The following is a 12910-nucleotide window of genomic DNA, read 5'->3' on the forward strand; positions in this document are numbered from 1 at the left end:
TAATGGCTACTGGTACCGTCAAATGGTTTAACGCTGAAAAGGGCTTCGGCTTCATTTCCCCCGATGACTCCTCACAGGACGTTTTCGCACACTACTCTGCGATCAACTCCTCCGGCTTCCGCTCCCTCGAAGAGAACCAGAAGGTCTCCTTCGAAACCGAGCAGGGCCCCAAGGGTCCCCAGGCTGTAAACATCCAGGCTATCTAATTTCTTAGATACCCGGGACCGTTTAGGTTTCATAAAGCAGGGCCGGTCATTGACCGGCCCTGCTTTTGCTTAACCCGGGTGTGCTAGTCGGAACTAGGCGAGTGCGGCGCAGACATCCACTGCCTGGCCGCTAGTGCTGACAAGTGTGAAGACGCCTGTTGCGGGATCAATGTTAAATACGATCCTTCCGATATATTGCGTGGCAGTCGGTCCTGCGGGAACGTCAGTGGGGAACAGGACCAAGCCGTTGTGCCCGGTGGCGGTCACAGTCAAGGTCCCGTCCGCATTCACGCGCGTTTGTGTGACGGAACCGTCGGTGCGGAACGTGATTGACTTGCCCGCTACCGGATTTGCCGGATCGGGCCCGTAATTCGTGTATGTCAGCAGTACACCCTTCCCTGCCGTGATGCTGCGCACGAGGTTGCCGTTAGCATCGTAAAAGTCCTTGGTGTGCAGGTTTCCGCCGGTGGATGAGAGAACAAGGTTGAAGTCCGCACAGCCTTGTCCTTTGGGAACGAAGATCGGGTCGTCTGCAGTCGCTGGCTGCGCAGGTGCGATAAGTGCGGCTAACAGAATGGCTATGGGTGCGAAAATACGCCCAATTTTGCTTTTCACTATTTCCTCCAATTTTTTTGGAGCAGCGTGGAATGCGGCACAACCTGGAACCAGGTAGGAGACCATGCCGAAGGTGCGCTTAGCCACGCATAATTAGCCGCGGGAAGGGTGTTCACCCTCTATTTCTATGCGCTATTGCTTACCTGAAAGTAAGCGTCAACTCTCAGCATCAACGTTTTTACTAATGCTTAGGTGCAGGATATTAGCGCCCTTCCAGAGCGCTTGGGAAGTTATTTCTGCAACTTTATTATTAGTTGTTCTGGGCACCTATAACTCAGCTATTCATACCGCCATTTGAAGGCGTTTATGCACTTCGTTAACACCACAATGATTTGACCCCATTGCTGAAACACCGTGATCAGTGCCCGCGCGCAGCCCCGGAGCCCGGCCACCGTCAAAGCTGCCTCCGCTCCGCCAGGAACGCTGCCAACGCGGGGTTGTCGATCTCCTTAGCCAGCCACGGCACGGCCTGCGCCGCCCCCTCATCACCGAGCACGGCCCGGTGGGACTGCGCCCGCACCACGAACTCCCGCATGCCGCTCCGGCTCGCCAGTTCGGCCAGCCGCTCCACAAACCCGGACGCCCGCGGAGACTGACTGGCGATGGCCACTTCCGCCGCCGTATCCAGCAGCTTGGCCGAATACCAGAGGTACCACGGCGTGGGCTCAAGCCCACGGTCTATCCAGTGCTCGGCGGCCGCGAGGTCGCCGTGCGCCAGGAACAGGCGCGCCTCGGCGCCTGCCGCCAGGGCCATGTAGCAGTGGTCGCCGGCCAGCTCGGCCATCACCCAGGACCTGTCGATCAGCGCCGCAGCTTCCTCCAGGCGGCCTGCAGCCAAGTAGGTCTCTCCGCGTACCCCGGCGACAAACGGCTCGAATGCCGTCCAGTGTTCCTCCGCGATCCACACCAGCGCCCGGTCCAGGCAAGCAGCCGCCAGCTCCAGCTCCCCACGGAGCAGGTGCACCCGGCCGAGCAGCGCCTCGCTGAACGCCTGCTGCCGGCGGTTCCGGACAGCCTTGGCCAGCCTTCCGGATTCTGTCAACGCAGTCACAGCATCGTCGTATCGAGCCGTGTCCGAGGCCAGCATTCCCTGGATCGCCAGGATTCTCGCCTGCTCGTCGGGGAAACCTTCGGCGGCTAGCGTCGCGCGGTCCAGCCAGCCGGCAGCGCGGTCCGGGACACCACGCTGCACGGACAGGTACCCCAGCTCCCGGTACGCCGCGGCGGCAGTGCGGGAGGCGCCGTCGGGCCCTTCCGCCTGCAGGGCACGGTGCAGGAAATCCGCCACTTCCGCCCCGCGGCGGCCCGCCTGGTGGATCAGCGCACCGGACAGCGTCACGAGGGACTCGGCCAGCAGATGGTCGTCACCGGTGCGCTGGGCCAGCACCACCGCCAGCCGAAGCTGGTCCAGCCCCCGGTCCACGGCTCCAGCCCAGAGTGACGAACCGCCCGCGTCGAGGTACGACCGTACCGTCGCCGCGGTGGCCGGCATCCCGGGGTCCGCCTCCGGAGCCGCATCGGACAGGGCCCGCCGGACTTCCGCGGGCAGCGGAAGGCCCAGCTCCTGGCGGTACACGTTCCCGCATTTGGTGACGTGCTCGCGGGCCCGGCGGTGCTCGCCCAGCGCCACGAGTGCCTTGACCAGGACGGCGTTGCAGTCCGCATGGAAGGGATCGCGCTGCAGCACCAGCGACGCCAGCTCCGCCGCCTCGCCGGGAGCGCCGGCAGCGAGGGCCGCCAGCGCGGCCTCATAAAGCAGGGACTGTACGGCGTTGTCCAGCCGGTACCGCTGGTCCGCCAGCCAGGAATCAAACACCGGGGAATCGGCGAAGTTCAGGCCCTCCAGCAGCTGGCCGCTGAAGCCGCGCGGATCAACACCCGTGCTGCCGGCGGAGTCCACCACTTCCAGCGCGTCGCAGCGCCACGGTGCCTGCAGCACCAGCCGCAGGGGATCGCCGGCCACCGTCACGCCGTCGAGGGTTCGCCGCAGCTCGGACAGGTTCCAGCGCAGGGCGCCGAGCGGGTCCACGGCATCCGGAAACAGCAGCGATGCCGTGCGGGAACGGCCGGTGCCGTCAGACTGCAGCGCGAGGTAGGCCAGCACCGCCCAGGCCTTGCGGCCTCTGGGCTGCGGGGGAGCTGCTCCGGGCGACTCGATAACGGGCGGACCGAGGAGCCGAATCCAGTTCTCGGCCATACGGCTCATGGTACCGCCGCCCGCCGCCGGCGTCTGCGGGATTCACACGCTTGCTCACACGCCGGCCGCACACACTGAAATCACCCAATCCGCACACACTCACAAGAGGTGCATCAACATGGAACTGATCGGCATTCTGCTACTTGGACTCTGGGTTCTCAGCGTGACCGTCCGCGCTGTCCTGAGCGACGGCCGGGGCCACACGCCCGACGTCCGCTCCACCGCGCCGTGGACGGCAGGCAACCTTCCCAGCGCGCCCTACGCATCGCCGCGGCGGTAGCCGGTTTCGGCGGGCCCGGTTTCGACAGGCTCAACCACCAAAACCACGACGGCGGGAGGCCGGCAGAACTGCCAGCCTCCCGCCGTCGTGCGTCCGCGAGCGACAGGCGCGTTTCGGTACTGGCCGGTAGAAACCGTGCTAGCACGGAAGTGCGGGAGGGGTACCCGGATCCACTATGGATACATCGGAACGCCGGAGAATCCCGGCAGATCCGGAGCCCCGGAATCGCCGGGCAGAGCACCCATCCAAACCGCATCTTCCCTCAGGAGCACCCGCATGTTCAACGCATCAACCGCCAAGAAGTCCCGCACCGGCCGCCGCGGCAAGGCCGCCATGGTCGCCGCCCTCGGGCTTGGCATGGTCGCGGCACCGTTCGCCCTGGCCGCCCCGGCGCAGGCAGCCGGCACCAGCTACGCCTGCTCGGTCACCCCGCTGCGGCCCGTGTTCGCCGGCCACAACTCATCCGGCGTGAAGCTGGTGGACTACCAGATCCAGGTCCACTGCAACTCCGACCGCTACATCAACATCACCCAGGAGCGCTGGGAGGAAGACGACTGGCCCAACGGCGACGACCACCTGGGCACCTCCTACTTCAGCCGCCACCTGAACCAGTACAGCGGCACCGTGACCATCCACAACGTCCGCACCCTGGTGGACGGCGAGATCGGCAACGAGGAGATCTACCAGAAGGTCAGCTTCCAGGAAGGCAGCAACGGCGTCTGGTCCCCGTACACGGGCTGGTACTACAGCGGCGTCACTTCAATGTCGAACTGACGCCCTCCCCGGGAGCCGCTGAGCCCGGCTCCCGAAAACGCCCAAGGCCCGGTTCCCCAAACCGGGCTTTGGGTTCGTTAATGACCGACGACGACGGCGCTGCCGTGATTTTGTTGGAGTCCACAAATCGGCGGCAATCTTGACCCCCGTCCAGCTGATACAAGTAACAGTGCGGAAACACGGTGGTGACTCCACTGTTGCTTCCCGTCTATAGCGTCGAGGCAGATGTTCAGACGAGGAAAGTGACTGGGGATGACTGACGATTTGAAGAACACACAGGTACTGGAGCCGCCGACGGCGCCGGGCAGGACCGCCGTCGTCGATCCTTCACGGACGGCTACGACAGCGGGTAGCGCCCAGTCGCCCGGCAACGCCGATGCGATGGGCGCGGCTAAAGAGAGCCTCGAGGATTACACGCTTAGGTTCGCGCCGCGGTCGTACCGCAAATGGAGTGCCGGAGTTGTTGCCACCAGCGCGCTGGGCGGCATTGCGTACCTGGCCGACTTTTCCATCGGGGCAAACATCGGAATTTCCTACGGCACCGTGAATGCGATTCTTGGCATTGTTGTGGCGGCCGTAGTCATTTTCGCCACCGGATTTCCGCTCGCCTATTACGCGGCCCGGTACAACATAGACCTTGACCTCATCACCCGCGGTTCAGGCTTCGGGTACTACGGGTCCGTGGTCACGAACGTCATCTTCGCGACTTTCACGTTCATTTTCTTTGCCCTCGAAGGGTCCATCATGGCCCAAGGGCTCGAGCTGGGACTCGGCATCCCGCAGTGGCTGGGCTACGCGGCCTCCACGCTGATCGTCATTCCGCTGGTCATCTACGGGATGAACACGTTGGCCAAGCTGCAGGTGTGGACTACTCCCCTGTGGCTGCTGTTGATGGTGGTGCCGGTGGGATATCTGGTGGTGTCGCACCCGGAAAGCATCGACGGGTTCTTCGCGTTCACCGGCAAATCCGGGGCGGAGGGCACCAACCTGGCTTCGGTGATGCTGGCAGCTGGTGTCTGTCTGTCTCTGATGGCCCAGATCGCCGAGCAGATCGACTACTTGCGCTTCATGCCGCCGAAAACGGCTGACAACAAGGGGGCTTGGTGGCGTGCCGTCATCTTGGCCGGCCCGGGCTGGGTCATCTTCGGTGCCATCAAGCAGATCGTGGGCATGTTCATTGCCATCTACCTGATCGCCACGCTGGATCCGGCGGCCTCCGTGCACGCTAACGAACCTGTGCACCAGTTCCTGGGCGTCTACCAGGAAATGATGCCGGCCTGGCTCGCGATGACCCTTGCCGTGATGCTGGTGGTCATTTCGCAGATCAAGATCAACGTCACCAACGCGTACTCCGGCTCGCTGGCCTGGACCAACAGCTTCACGCGCATCACCAAAACCTACCCGGGCCGCATGGTTTTTGTGGTGGTCAACCTCGTGATCGCGCTGGTTCTGATGGAAGCGAACATGTTCGACTTCCTGAACACCATTCTGGGGTTCTACGCCAACTGCGCCATGGCGTGGGTGGTCACCGTAGCGTCCGACATCGCGATCAACAAGTACCTGCTGAAGATTTCGCCAAAAGTCCCGGAGTTCCGCCGCGGCATGCTCTACGCCGTCAACCCCGTTGGCTTCGTCTCCATGCTGGTGTCCGCCGCCGTCTCGATCGCCGTGTTCTTTGGTACTTTTGGTTTGGCCGTCCAGCCTTACTCGCCGATCTTCGCCATCGGACTGGCCCTCGTACTCACGCCGCTGCTGGCTGTCCTGACCAGCGGAAAATATTACCTGCGCCGTTCTGATGACGGGATCGATTTGCCCATGTTCGACGCCGACGGCAACCCCAGCGACGCCAAGCTGCTGTGCCACGTGACGGGCCTGGAGTTCGAGCGTCCGGACATGGTCCGTTCCGCCCAGGACGGACCCGACGGCGAGAGGCAGTACATCTCGTCCCTCGCCTTGTCGACGGACAAGACCGGGGAGCTGGTGCTCCCGGCGCAGCCGTAAGAGCCCCATCGGTCTCGACGGCGGTGGGCGGCCCGGCCCGCGGTCCCGCCGTCGGGACGCATGGCGTGCGCCATTCACGTTGGGCTTGGGGTGGTGGTATTGCTGTTCATCAAGTCCCTTCACGGGAGCCGCCTAGGGACCGTCACCAGAAATGCCTGTCGTGATGACGAACGCAGGTAATGGCGTCAAGTTCAGGGACGCCGGGGGTTCAGGCACGCGCCTTCTTGGCGGTTAGCAGCAGATACTCCCACTCCATTTGCGCCGTGGCATCGCCGTGGGCCTCGAGGTACGTGTCAGCCAGCTCCGTGAGGGCCTTATCCAGGGCGCTGACCTTGTCCTCGTCGTCACCCAGGAACTTGTACACCGAGATCGTGGGGCCGTAGTGCGACTTGAAATAGTGCAGGAAGTCCTCCGGGTGGTGGAAGCTCCTGATGGCCACCGTCCTTTTTTCTGCCTTGACATCCGAGAGCCTGCCGCCGAAGAGTTCGCGGACGTGCTCCTCGCTGCCCCACAGAGTCGGCGGCTGGGCGCCCGGAGGCGGCGGGGGAGCGAACGGCTTCATGGTGGCAAACATTTGCCCGATGAACCCTTCCGGCGTCCAGCTCAGCAGGCCGATGGTGCCGCCAGGTTTGCAGACCCGCACCAGCTCATCCGCGCCCGCCTGGTGGTGCGGCGCGAACATCACGCCCTGGCAGGACATCACGGCGTCGAACTCGTTGTCGGCGAACGGCAGCGCCTCGGCGTCCCCTTCCTTCCACTCCAGCTCAACGCCGCGATCGGCTGCCTGCCGGCGGCCGTCGTCGAACATTTCCGGGGTGAGGTCGCTGGCGATGACTTCGGCGTTCATCATGGCGGCCGGAATGGCCGCGTTGCCGGCACCGGCGGCCACGTCCAGGACGCGCTGGCGGGGCCGGATGCCGCAGGCATCAACGAGGATCGCTCCGAGGTCTGACACCAGTTCGCTGGCGAGGGCCGGGTAATCGCCCTGTGCCCACATGGCGCGGTGTTCTTGCTTCAACGCCCGGTCCGCTTCGGCTGCGTCGGTCTTGTCATTCATGGTGGTGCCCCTCTGCTGTGGCAGGTTCCCTGTGGCCGGGGCGTTGTGGGCCCCTTGGAGGCCGTGATGGAAGTCATTTTGGCCGCGGATGGAGGGGATGTAAAGGTGTCGGCGCTAACCGGGGCTAACCCAAGGGCGGCTGTGGCCGGTGGCTAGACTGCGCCGCATCACCTGCGGCGACGAAAAGTGCGGGAGACTGGAAGTCACCACCACGAAAGCGAACCACACTTTGATCAATCTCCAGCAGGATGCCGATGGCTACGTCCGGATGAACCGGCGCTTTCCGGAAAGCGTCCTCATTAGTGTCACCTTTGCCGACGGCACAACGGAGGAGCTCTCCGGCCGCAGGCTCAACAGGGCCTACGACGAGGCCCTCGCCGAATACCGGGCACAGAACCACCTGGACGCGAAAGGATTCTCGCGGTCTCCGACCAAGAAGGCCAGCCCGGGAAACAAGATCGACTTCGTGCCCGTCCACCCCGGCATGGGTGACTGACTGCTGCACCACGAGGAAGACTGACAGGAATGCCCAGAACTGATCACACCAGCGAGCTCGATCCGCTGCTGTATCCGTGGGATCCGCCTGAAGCCTCGGGTGTCATCCGTGGCGACGATTTCCTGCCGCTGGAGCTGGCGGCCGGCCTGGACGAGGCCCTCCTGGCTGCCAACGTGGCACCGCTGGAAGACCGGTCCCTGGTGGTTTCGATCGGCTCGAATGCGAGTCCGGACGTGATGAGGCGGAAGTTCGCCACCTGCCACCAGCCTGTCAGCCCGGTCCTGCCTCTGGTCCGCGGCCAGCTCCACGACATCGCCGTGGGCCACTCCGCGCACGTAAGCCGGGCCGGTTACATCGCGGCTGCCCCGTATCTCCAGCTGGGGGAGTGCACCACCGTCTGGGTGTCGTGGCTTGATGAGGGCCAGCTGATGGCACTGGACGAAACGGAACCCAACTACCGCCGGATCGAGCTCGACGCCGACGCCTGTCCGCTTGTATTGGACGGCGGGGAACGTCCGGAGGCTTTTTCGCTGTACAGCTCGCGCTGGGGCGTCCTGACCGACGGCGGCCCCGACAAGCTGCCCTTCCTGGACCAACCGGCCCTCTTCCGGCACCTCGCCGGCAGCGGGGCTGGGGATTACGACGGCGGCGCTTCCGTTTTCGACGGACCGCCGGATGCGGTGGCTGAACAGCTCGGATTGCCGTCGGTCCAGGCATGGGCCAAGGACTGGTTCAGCTCGGCCGGCCTGGCCGGACCGGCGCACTTCGACGGGCTCTTCACGGAGTAGTCAGCGGGCGCAACCGCGTGTGTCACGCGCACACCTTCATGCCCCCGCAACGCGCCCGGTATCACCGCCCGGCGATGTGCTCCGCGATGTACTTGGCGTCCCGCCCGACGCCGGCCACAATCGACGAACCGTGCCCGGTCAGCCACGGCAGCCCGACGGCGTACAGGCCGGGCTGTTCGGTTACGCCGCGGACGTGCCGCGGGTAGCTCCACTCGTCCAGCACCGGAATGTCCAGGATGCTGAAGTCCAGCCGGTAGCCGGTGGCCCAGATGACTGACGTAATGTTCGCGGCCTTGAGGTTCAGCCGTGGAGGCTGGGCGGGCGGAAGCCAATCGTCCACCCGCCGCGGGTCCGCCGGCGGCGCCGACAGCCCGGTGGCTTCAACGTAGGCGTCGAACATCGGCTGCATGCGCTGGTAGAACACCGACTCCACCGTGCCCAAGCGCTCCGGAAGATCGTCGCTGAAGGTGAGTTCGCCGTCGTCGGCTGCTTCCAGGTGGCCGTGCAGCCGGACGCCGCGGCGGCCGAGGTCCCGCAGATGGATGTCGTGGCCGCCGTCGGCACCGGACACCAGCGGGTTGCAGGCGAACCGCGCCGCGGGGGAGGGCAGCTGCCCCACGGTGAGGCCGTTGAGCCCGTACGTTGGCCCGTGTTCGGCAAGGTGCATCATCCAGAAGAGCAGGTCGTGGCCGCGGTACCGGCGCGGCGCCTCCGGGCAGGTGGACACCGCCAGGTGGATCTCGCGGCCGGCGGAGAGCAGTTCCTCGGCAATCTGGCCGCCGGACTGGCCGGTGCCCACAATGAGGACGGCGCCGTCCGGCAGCTGGCCCGGGTTGCGGTAGGCATCGGTGTGCAGCTGCAGGAGGTGGCCCGGCAGCTTCGCGGACACGGCGGGGATTTTCGGCTTCTGGTAGCCGCCGGTGGCCAGCACCACGTTCCGCGCCCGCCAGCTGCCCTGGGTGGTCTCCACGCTGAAGCGGCCGCCGTCCGCCGGCGCGATGCGCGTGACATCGGTGCCGGTGCGGACGGGAGCGCCGATGCTCTCCGCATAGTGCCGGAAGTAGCCGATCAGGTCATTGCGCGGCATGAACGCCTCCGGCTCCGGGCCGTTGTACGGCATCCCGGGCAGCGTCAGCGAGAAGTTCGGCGTGTTCAGGCAGAACGCATCCCACCGGTCCTGCCACGCCCCGCCGAGGCTTTCGCGCCGTTCCAGCAATTGGTGCTCGACGCCGGCCTGGTTCAGCCAGTAGCTCAGGGCCAGTCCCGCCTGTCCGGCTCCGACCACAAGGGTGTCCGTGCCAGTCGGGTGGTTCGCGGGTGTTGCCGGGAGAGGATCAGCGGAGATCTGCATGGCGCTTGCTCTCGGCGCGATCCCAGTGCTCACGCAGCAGCCCGGCCAGGCGTTCGGGTTCGATCCGGTGCGGGGATCGAAGTGGTGGCGTGCTCCAATCCCAGGTTCCGGCCCAGGCCGGCTCAAGCAGGGACAGGTTCAGCAAGCGCTCAGGGCGCCTGGCGGCGAAGGCCAGCGACGCTGCGCCCCCGCCGGAATACCCCGCGAGATGGAATGTTTCCCATCCCCGGGCATCGGCTTCGCGCAGCACGCCCTCTATCTCAGTGTCCGGACTCCAGCCCGGCGGCGGATCCTCGCCGGCATAGAGCTCAAGGTCCTTGGCTGCGGCGTCGACGTCCGGTCCCAGCGCCTCAATCAGTGCGCCGTACGCAGGCTGCGCGGGGAGAACTGCGCCCGGAAGAAACATGGCCCGAATCGGTCCCATGGAAGAACCATACGCCCGGCCCTGCAGGATTCAAGGGGCGTGCACTCAGCCCTCGAGCATCAGGACGAGTTCGACGTCCACCTCGTCCCCGGCACGGATGCCCGCCGCGGTCCTGATGCCCTTTTTGACCGGCAGGAGGTACGAGTTGCTCCTGCTGTCCGGGAACATCGACGTGGACCAGCTGTGCCCGGCGATGGAGGCGCTGACCTTCACCGAGCCGAAGGCCTTGCGGAAGGGGGTGGAGTCGTCGCGGAGCTGCTCGGCCACGTCCGCCGGCAGCGTGATGAAGTGCCATCCGGATTCCTCGGGATAGTGCCACAGCTCGCCACGGAACGCGTACGACGTCGTCACGCTTCGAGTATGGCAGGCGGCGGGTCCGTGTTCGCCGGATCTCGACAGGCCGGATCAATGCCCGGTTAACACCCCCGCCACCACCGGTTCATTCGCGCGGTCAAACATGAAGGCATGACTGCTTTCACCCGCCGAAATGTCCTCAAAGGTGCCCTGGCCGCGGCCGGTGCCGCCGCCGTCGTACCCGCAACCCAAGGCGCCGCCCACGCTGCCCGGCCTGCCGGCGTCGCGCTGGTCCGTAACCGGCTGGCCCTCCCGTCCGGCATCGCCACCGGCGATGTCACCACCGAGTCCGGCGTGCTGTGGTCCCGCGCGTCGGGCCCCGGCCGGCTGGTGGCCAGCCTGCTGGCAGTGGACGACGACGGGACCCCGCTCCGCGGCGGCCGCGCCTTCCAGCGGGTACTGAAGGGGAGCGCCGCCAGCGAAGCCACCGACTTCACCTCCCGGATCAACGCCGACCACCTCCCCGCGGGCACCCGGTTCGCGCTCACCATGCATTTCGAGGACACCGACGGCAACGCCGGCGAAACCGCGGAGGGCTCCTTCAGCACGGCGCCGGGCCAGGGTCTGCTCAACAGCGGCCGGGCGCCCCGCAGGCAGAGCTTCGTCTGGACCGGCGACACCGCAGGCCAGGGCTGGGGCATCAACGAGGAGATCGGCGGGATGCGCGGCTACGCGGCCATGCACGCCACCAAGCCGGACTTCTTCATCCACTCCGGCGACACCATTTACGCAGACGGGCCCATCGCCGCGCAGGTCACCGAGCCCGACGGGCAGATCTGGCGCAACCTGGTCACCGAGGAGGTGTCCAAGGTAGCCGAGACCCTGAACGAGTTCCGCGGCCGGCACCGCTACAACCTCATGGACAGCCACATCCGCGCTATGTACGCTGAAGTGCCGGTGATTGCGCAGTGGGACGACCACGAAACCCACAACAACTGGTACCCGGGGCAGATCCTGACCGATACCCGCTACACCGAACGCCGCGTGGACGTACTCGCCGCCCGCGGCCTCCAGGCGTGGCAGGAATACCAGCCCATCTCCGGCCGGAGCGCCCGGATCGGTGACGGGAGCACGGGCTTCGAGCCGGCCCGCATCTACCGCAAGATCTCCCGCGGGCCCCAGCTGGACGTGTTCTGCCTGGACATGCGCACGTTCAAGGACCCCAATACCGACGGCAAGGAAACGCGCCTCACGCACATCCTGGGCGAAGAGCAGGCGCGCTGGCTGATCAGCGAAGTGAGCCAGTCCAAGGCCACCTGGAAGGTCATCTCCGCGGACCTCCCGCTGGGACTGGTGGTCCCGGACGGCCCGGTGAACCAGGAATCCCTGTCAAACCGCGACGCCGGTGCCCCCTTGGGCAAGGAACTCGAGATCGCAGGGGTGCTGTCCGCGTTCAAGCGCAACCGGGTTAAAAACGTCGTGTGGCTGACGGCGGACGTCCACTACTGCGCCGCGCACCACTACTCGCCGGACCGTGCGGCCTTCACCGACTTCGATCCGTTCTGGGAATTCGTGGCCGGGCCCATCAATGCGGGCAGCTTCGGCCCCGGCGAACTGGACGGCACCTTCGGCCCCGAGGTTGCCTTCTTCAAGACGGGCGCCTACCCCAATCAGTCCCCGCGCAGCGGCGAAAACCAGTTCTTCGGCCACGTGGACCTGAACGCGGACGACGTCTTCACCGTCAGCCTGCGCAACGCCAACGGCACGGTGCTGTGGCGCAAGGAGCTTCAGCCGGAACGGTAGGTTCTGCCTCTGCCTGCCTTCCGGAGGTGGGCGGGCACCGTCCGACGGCGGTGCCCCCCAACTAAGTAGCAGCAGATGTCGTTTTGGGCTCTGATAGCGACACCTGCTGCTACTTAGATCCCTGCCGGGCGGCTCTGCTGGGCGGTCCTGCCGGTGTGACGGGCTCCACAAAAAGCCATATCAGCGGAATCGCGGGGCCGGGACCTCCTGGATCCGCCGCAGCCCCCGTGATTCCGGGGATTTTGGCCGTTAGGACACCTTGGTTGACCCGGTTTGCGCCGGGTCTACGGGCCGTGTAAAGTAATTCGAGTCGCCGCCGCTGATGCGGAAAGATAGCGACCGACCCCCTTCTGAATGGCCTGAAAAACGGCGCTTTTATGGCGTGCGGAAACCGGGTGGGGACCCTCTTGTGGACATGGAAATCGGCGGAAACGCTGATTTGCAAAGTTCCTCGAAAGCGGGTAAGTTTGGGAAGTTGCTCCGGAGCGATCCGCGACCGAATTGTTGGTTGTGGTGGTGCCGGGTGTGTCTGTTGTTTGAGAACTCAATAGTGTGCCAAGTTTGTTGATACCAATTTGTTTATATGGATTGGTTGAATTGACTGGATTATGCCACCCCGTGGTG

At 65.3% G+C, this 12910-nt stretch carries 13 protein-coding genes; 7 read left to right on the forward strand and 6 right to left on the reverse strand.

The features are described from left to right. Positions 1–2: 2 nt before the first annotated feature. Positions 3–206, forward strand: a complete 204-nt coding sequence (locus FCN77_RS06120; RefSeq protein WP_003806113.1) for a cold-shock protein — start codon at positions 3–5, stop codon at positions 204–206. A gap of 93 nt (positions 207–299) precedes the next feature. Here the strand turns inward: FCN77_RS06120 and FCN77_RS06125 are convergent, their stop codons facing one another. Together FCN77_RS06125 and FCN77_RS06130 are read right to left on the reverse strand one after the other, a co-directional pair. After that, positions 300–908: a hypothetical protein gene (locus FCN77_RS06125; RefSeq protein ID WP_137321552.1), complete on the reverse strand. Its 609-nt coding sequence runs from the start codon at positions 906–908 to the stop codon at positions 300–302. A gap of 307 nt (positions 909–1215) precedes the next feature. Next, complete coding sequence (locus FCN77_RS06130) at positions 1216–3027, reverse strand: SARP family transcriptional regulator (protein WP_137321553.1); 1812 nt, start codon at positions 3025–3027, stop codon at positions 1216–1218. A 109-nt stretch (positions 3028–3136) separates the two neighbouring features. On the opposite strand from FCN77_RS06130, the gene FCN77_RS25860 reads away from it, so the two are divergent. The 3 genes from FCN77_RS25860 (at position 3137) to FCN77_RS06140 (ending at position 6073) form a co-directional block, all read left to right on the forward strand. Continuing rightward, positions 3137–3298, forward strand: a complete 162-nt coding sequence (locus FCN77_RS25860) for a hypothetical protein (protein WP_175417165.1) — start codon at positions 3137–3139, stop codon at positions 3296–3298. A 276-nt stretch (positions 3299–3574) separates the two neighbouring features. Next, complete coding sequence (locus tag FCN77_RS06135; protein WP_137321554.1) at positions 3575–4072, forward strand: hypothetical protein; 498 nt, start codon at positions 3575–3577, stop codon at positions 4070–4072. Between the two features lie 252 nt (positions 4073–4324). Continuing rightward, complete coding sequence (locus FCN77_RS06140; RefSeq protein ID WP_137321555.1) at positions 4325–6073, forward strand: cytosine permease; 1749 nt, start codon at positions 4325–4327, stop codon at positions 6071–6073. Between the two features lie 208 nt (positions 6074–6281). On the opposite strand, the gene FCN77_RS06145 is transcribed toward FCN77_RS06140, so the two are convergent. Continuing rightward, positions 6282–7130 carry a class I SAM-dependent methyltransferase gene (locus tag FCN77_RS06145; protein WP_137321556.1) on the reverse strand — a complete coding sequence of 283 codons (849 nt, stop codon included), beginning with the start codon at positions 7128–7130 and terminating at the stop codon, positions 6282–6284. 229 nt (positions 7131–7359) lie between these two features. On the opposite strand from FCN77_RS06145, the gene FCN77_RS06150 reads away from it, so the two are divergent. Both FCN77_RS06150 and FCN77_RS06155 read left to right on the forward strand, forming a co-directional pair. After that, positions 7360–7626: a hypothetical protein gene (locus tag FCN77_RS06150; RefSeq protein WP_137324664.1), complete on the forward strand. Its 267-nt coding sequence runs from the start codon at positions 7360–7362 to the stop codon at positions 7624–7626. Positions 7627–7655: 29 nt separating this feature from the next. Further along, positions 7656–8414: a hypothetical protein gene (locus FCN77_RS06155; RefSeq protein WP_137321557.1), complete on the forward strand. Its 759-nt coding sequence runs from the start codon at positions 7656–7658 to the stop codon at positions 8412–8414. A 61-nt stretch (positions 8415–8475) separates the two neighbouring features. On the opposite strand, the gene FCN77_RS06160 is transcribed toward FCN77_RS06155, so the two are convergent. The 3 genes from FCN77_RS06160 to FCN77_RS06170 all read right to left on the reverse strand — a co-directional run bounded on the left by FCN77_RS06160 (position 8476) and on the right by FCN77_RS06170 (position 10540). Then, positions 8476–9765 carry an NAD(P)/FAD-dependent oxidoreductase gene (locus FCN77_RS06160; RefSeq protein WP_137321558.1) on the reverse strand — a complete coding sequence of 430 codons (1290 nt, stop codon included), beginning with the start codon at positions 9763–9765 and terminating at the stop codon, positions 8476–8478. Continuing rightward, on the reverse strand, positions 9749–10171 hold the full coding sequence (locus FCN77_RS06165) for an alpha/beta fold hydrolase (protein ID WP_254678878.1): 423 nt from the start codon (positions 10169–10171) through the stop codon (positions 9749–9751). The genes FCN77_RS06160 and FCN77_RS06165 overlap by 17 nt, the downstream gene beginning before the upstream one ends. A 63-nt stretch (positions 10172–10234) precedes the next feature. Next, positions 10235–10540 carry a DUF1905 domain-containing protein gene (locus FCN77_RS06170; RefSeq protein ID WP_137321559.1) on the reverse strand — a complete coding sequence of 102 codons (306 nt, stop codon included), beginning with the start codon at positions 10538–10540 and terminating at the stop codon, positions 10235–10237. Positions 10541–10654: 114 nt separating this feature from the next. On the opposite strand from FCN77_RS06170, the gene FCN77_RS06175 reads away from it, so the two are divergent. After that, positions 10655–12286, forward strand: coding sequence for an alkaline phosphatase (locus FCN77_RS06175; RefSeq protein ID WP_137321560.1), 1632 nt, complete (start codon positions 10655–10657; stop codon positions 12284–12286). The last annotated feature ends 624 nt before the right edge of the window (positions 12287–12910 follow it).

Origin of the sequence: Arthrobacter sp. 24S4-2 (assembly GCF_005280255.1) — a bacterium.
GTDB lineage: Bacteria > Actinomycetota > Actinomycetes > Actinomycetales > Micrococcaceae > Arthrobacter.

Excerpts from the sequence above, each read along its gene's own strand:
- FCN77_RS06130 (WP_137321553.1), bottom strand. The coding sequence starts at position 3,027 with ATGAGCCGTATGGCCGAGAACTGGATTCGGCTCCTCGGTCCGCCCGTT.
- FCN77_RS06135 (WP_137321554.1), top strand. The coding sequence starts at position 3,575 with ATGTTCAACGCATCAACCGCCAAGAAGTCCCGCACCGGCCGCCGCGGC.
- FCN77_RS06160 (WP_137321558.1), bottom strand. The coding sequence starts at position 9,765 with ATGCAGATCTCCGCTGATCCTCTCCCGGCAACACCCGCGAACCACCCG.
- FCN77_RS06165 (WP_254678878.1), bottom strand. The coding sequence starts at position 10,171 with ATGTTTCTTCCGGGCGCAGTTCTCCCCGCGCAGCCTGCGTACGGCGCA.
- FCN77_RS06175 (WP_137321560.1), top strand. The coding sequence starts at position 10,655 with ATGACTGCTTTCACCCGCCGAAATGTCCTCAAAGGTGCCCTGGCCGCG.
- FCN77_RS06140 (WP_137321555.1), top strand. The coding sequence starts at position 4,325 with ATGACTGACGATTTGAAGAACACACAGGTACTGGAGCCGCCGACGGCG.
- FCN77_RS06145 (WP_137321556.1), bottom strand. The coding sequence starts at position 7,130 with ATGAATGACAAGACCGACGCAGCCGAAGCGGACCGGGCGTTGAAGCAA.
- FCN77_RS06155 (WP_137321557.1), top strand. The coding sequence starts at position 7,656 with ATGCCCAGAACTGATCACACCAGCGAGCTCGATCCGCTGCTGTATCCG.
- FCN77_RS06120 (WP_003806113.1), top strand. The coding sequence starts at position 3 with ATGGCTACTGGTACCGTCAAATGGTTTAACGCTGAAAAGGGCTTCGGC.
- FCN77_RS25860 (WP_175417165.1), top strand. The coding sequence starts at position 3,137 with ATGGAACTGATCGGCATTCTGCTACTTGGACTCTGGGTTCTCAGCGTG.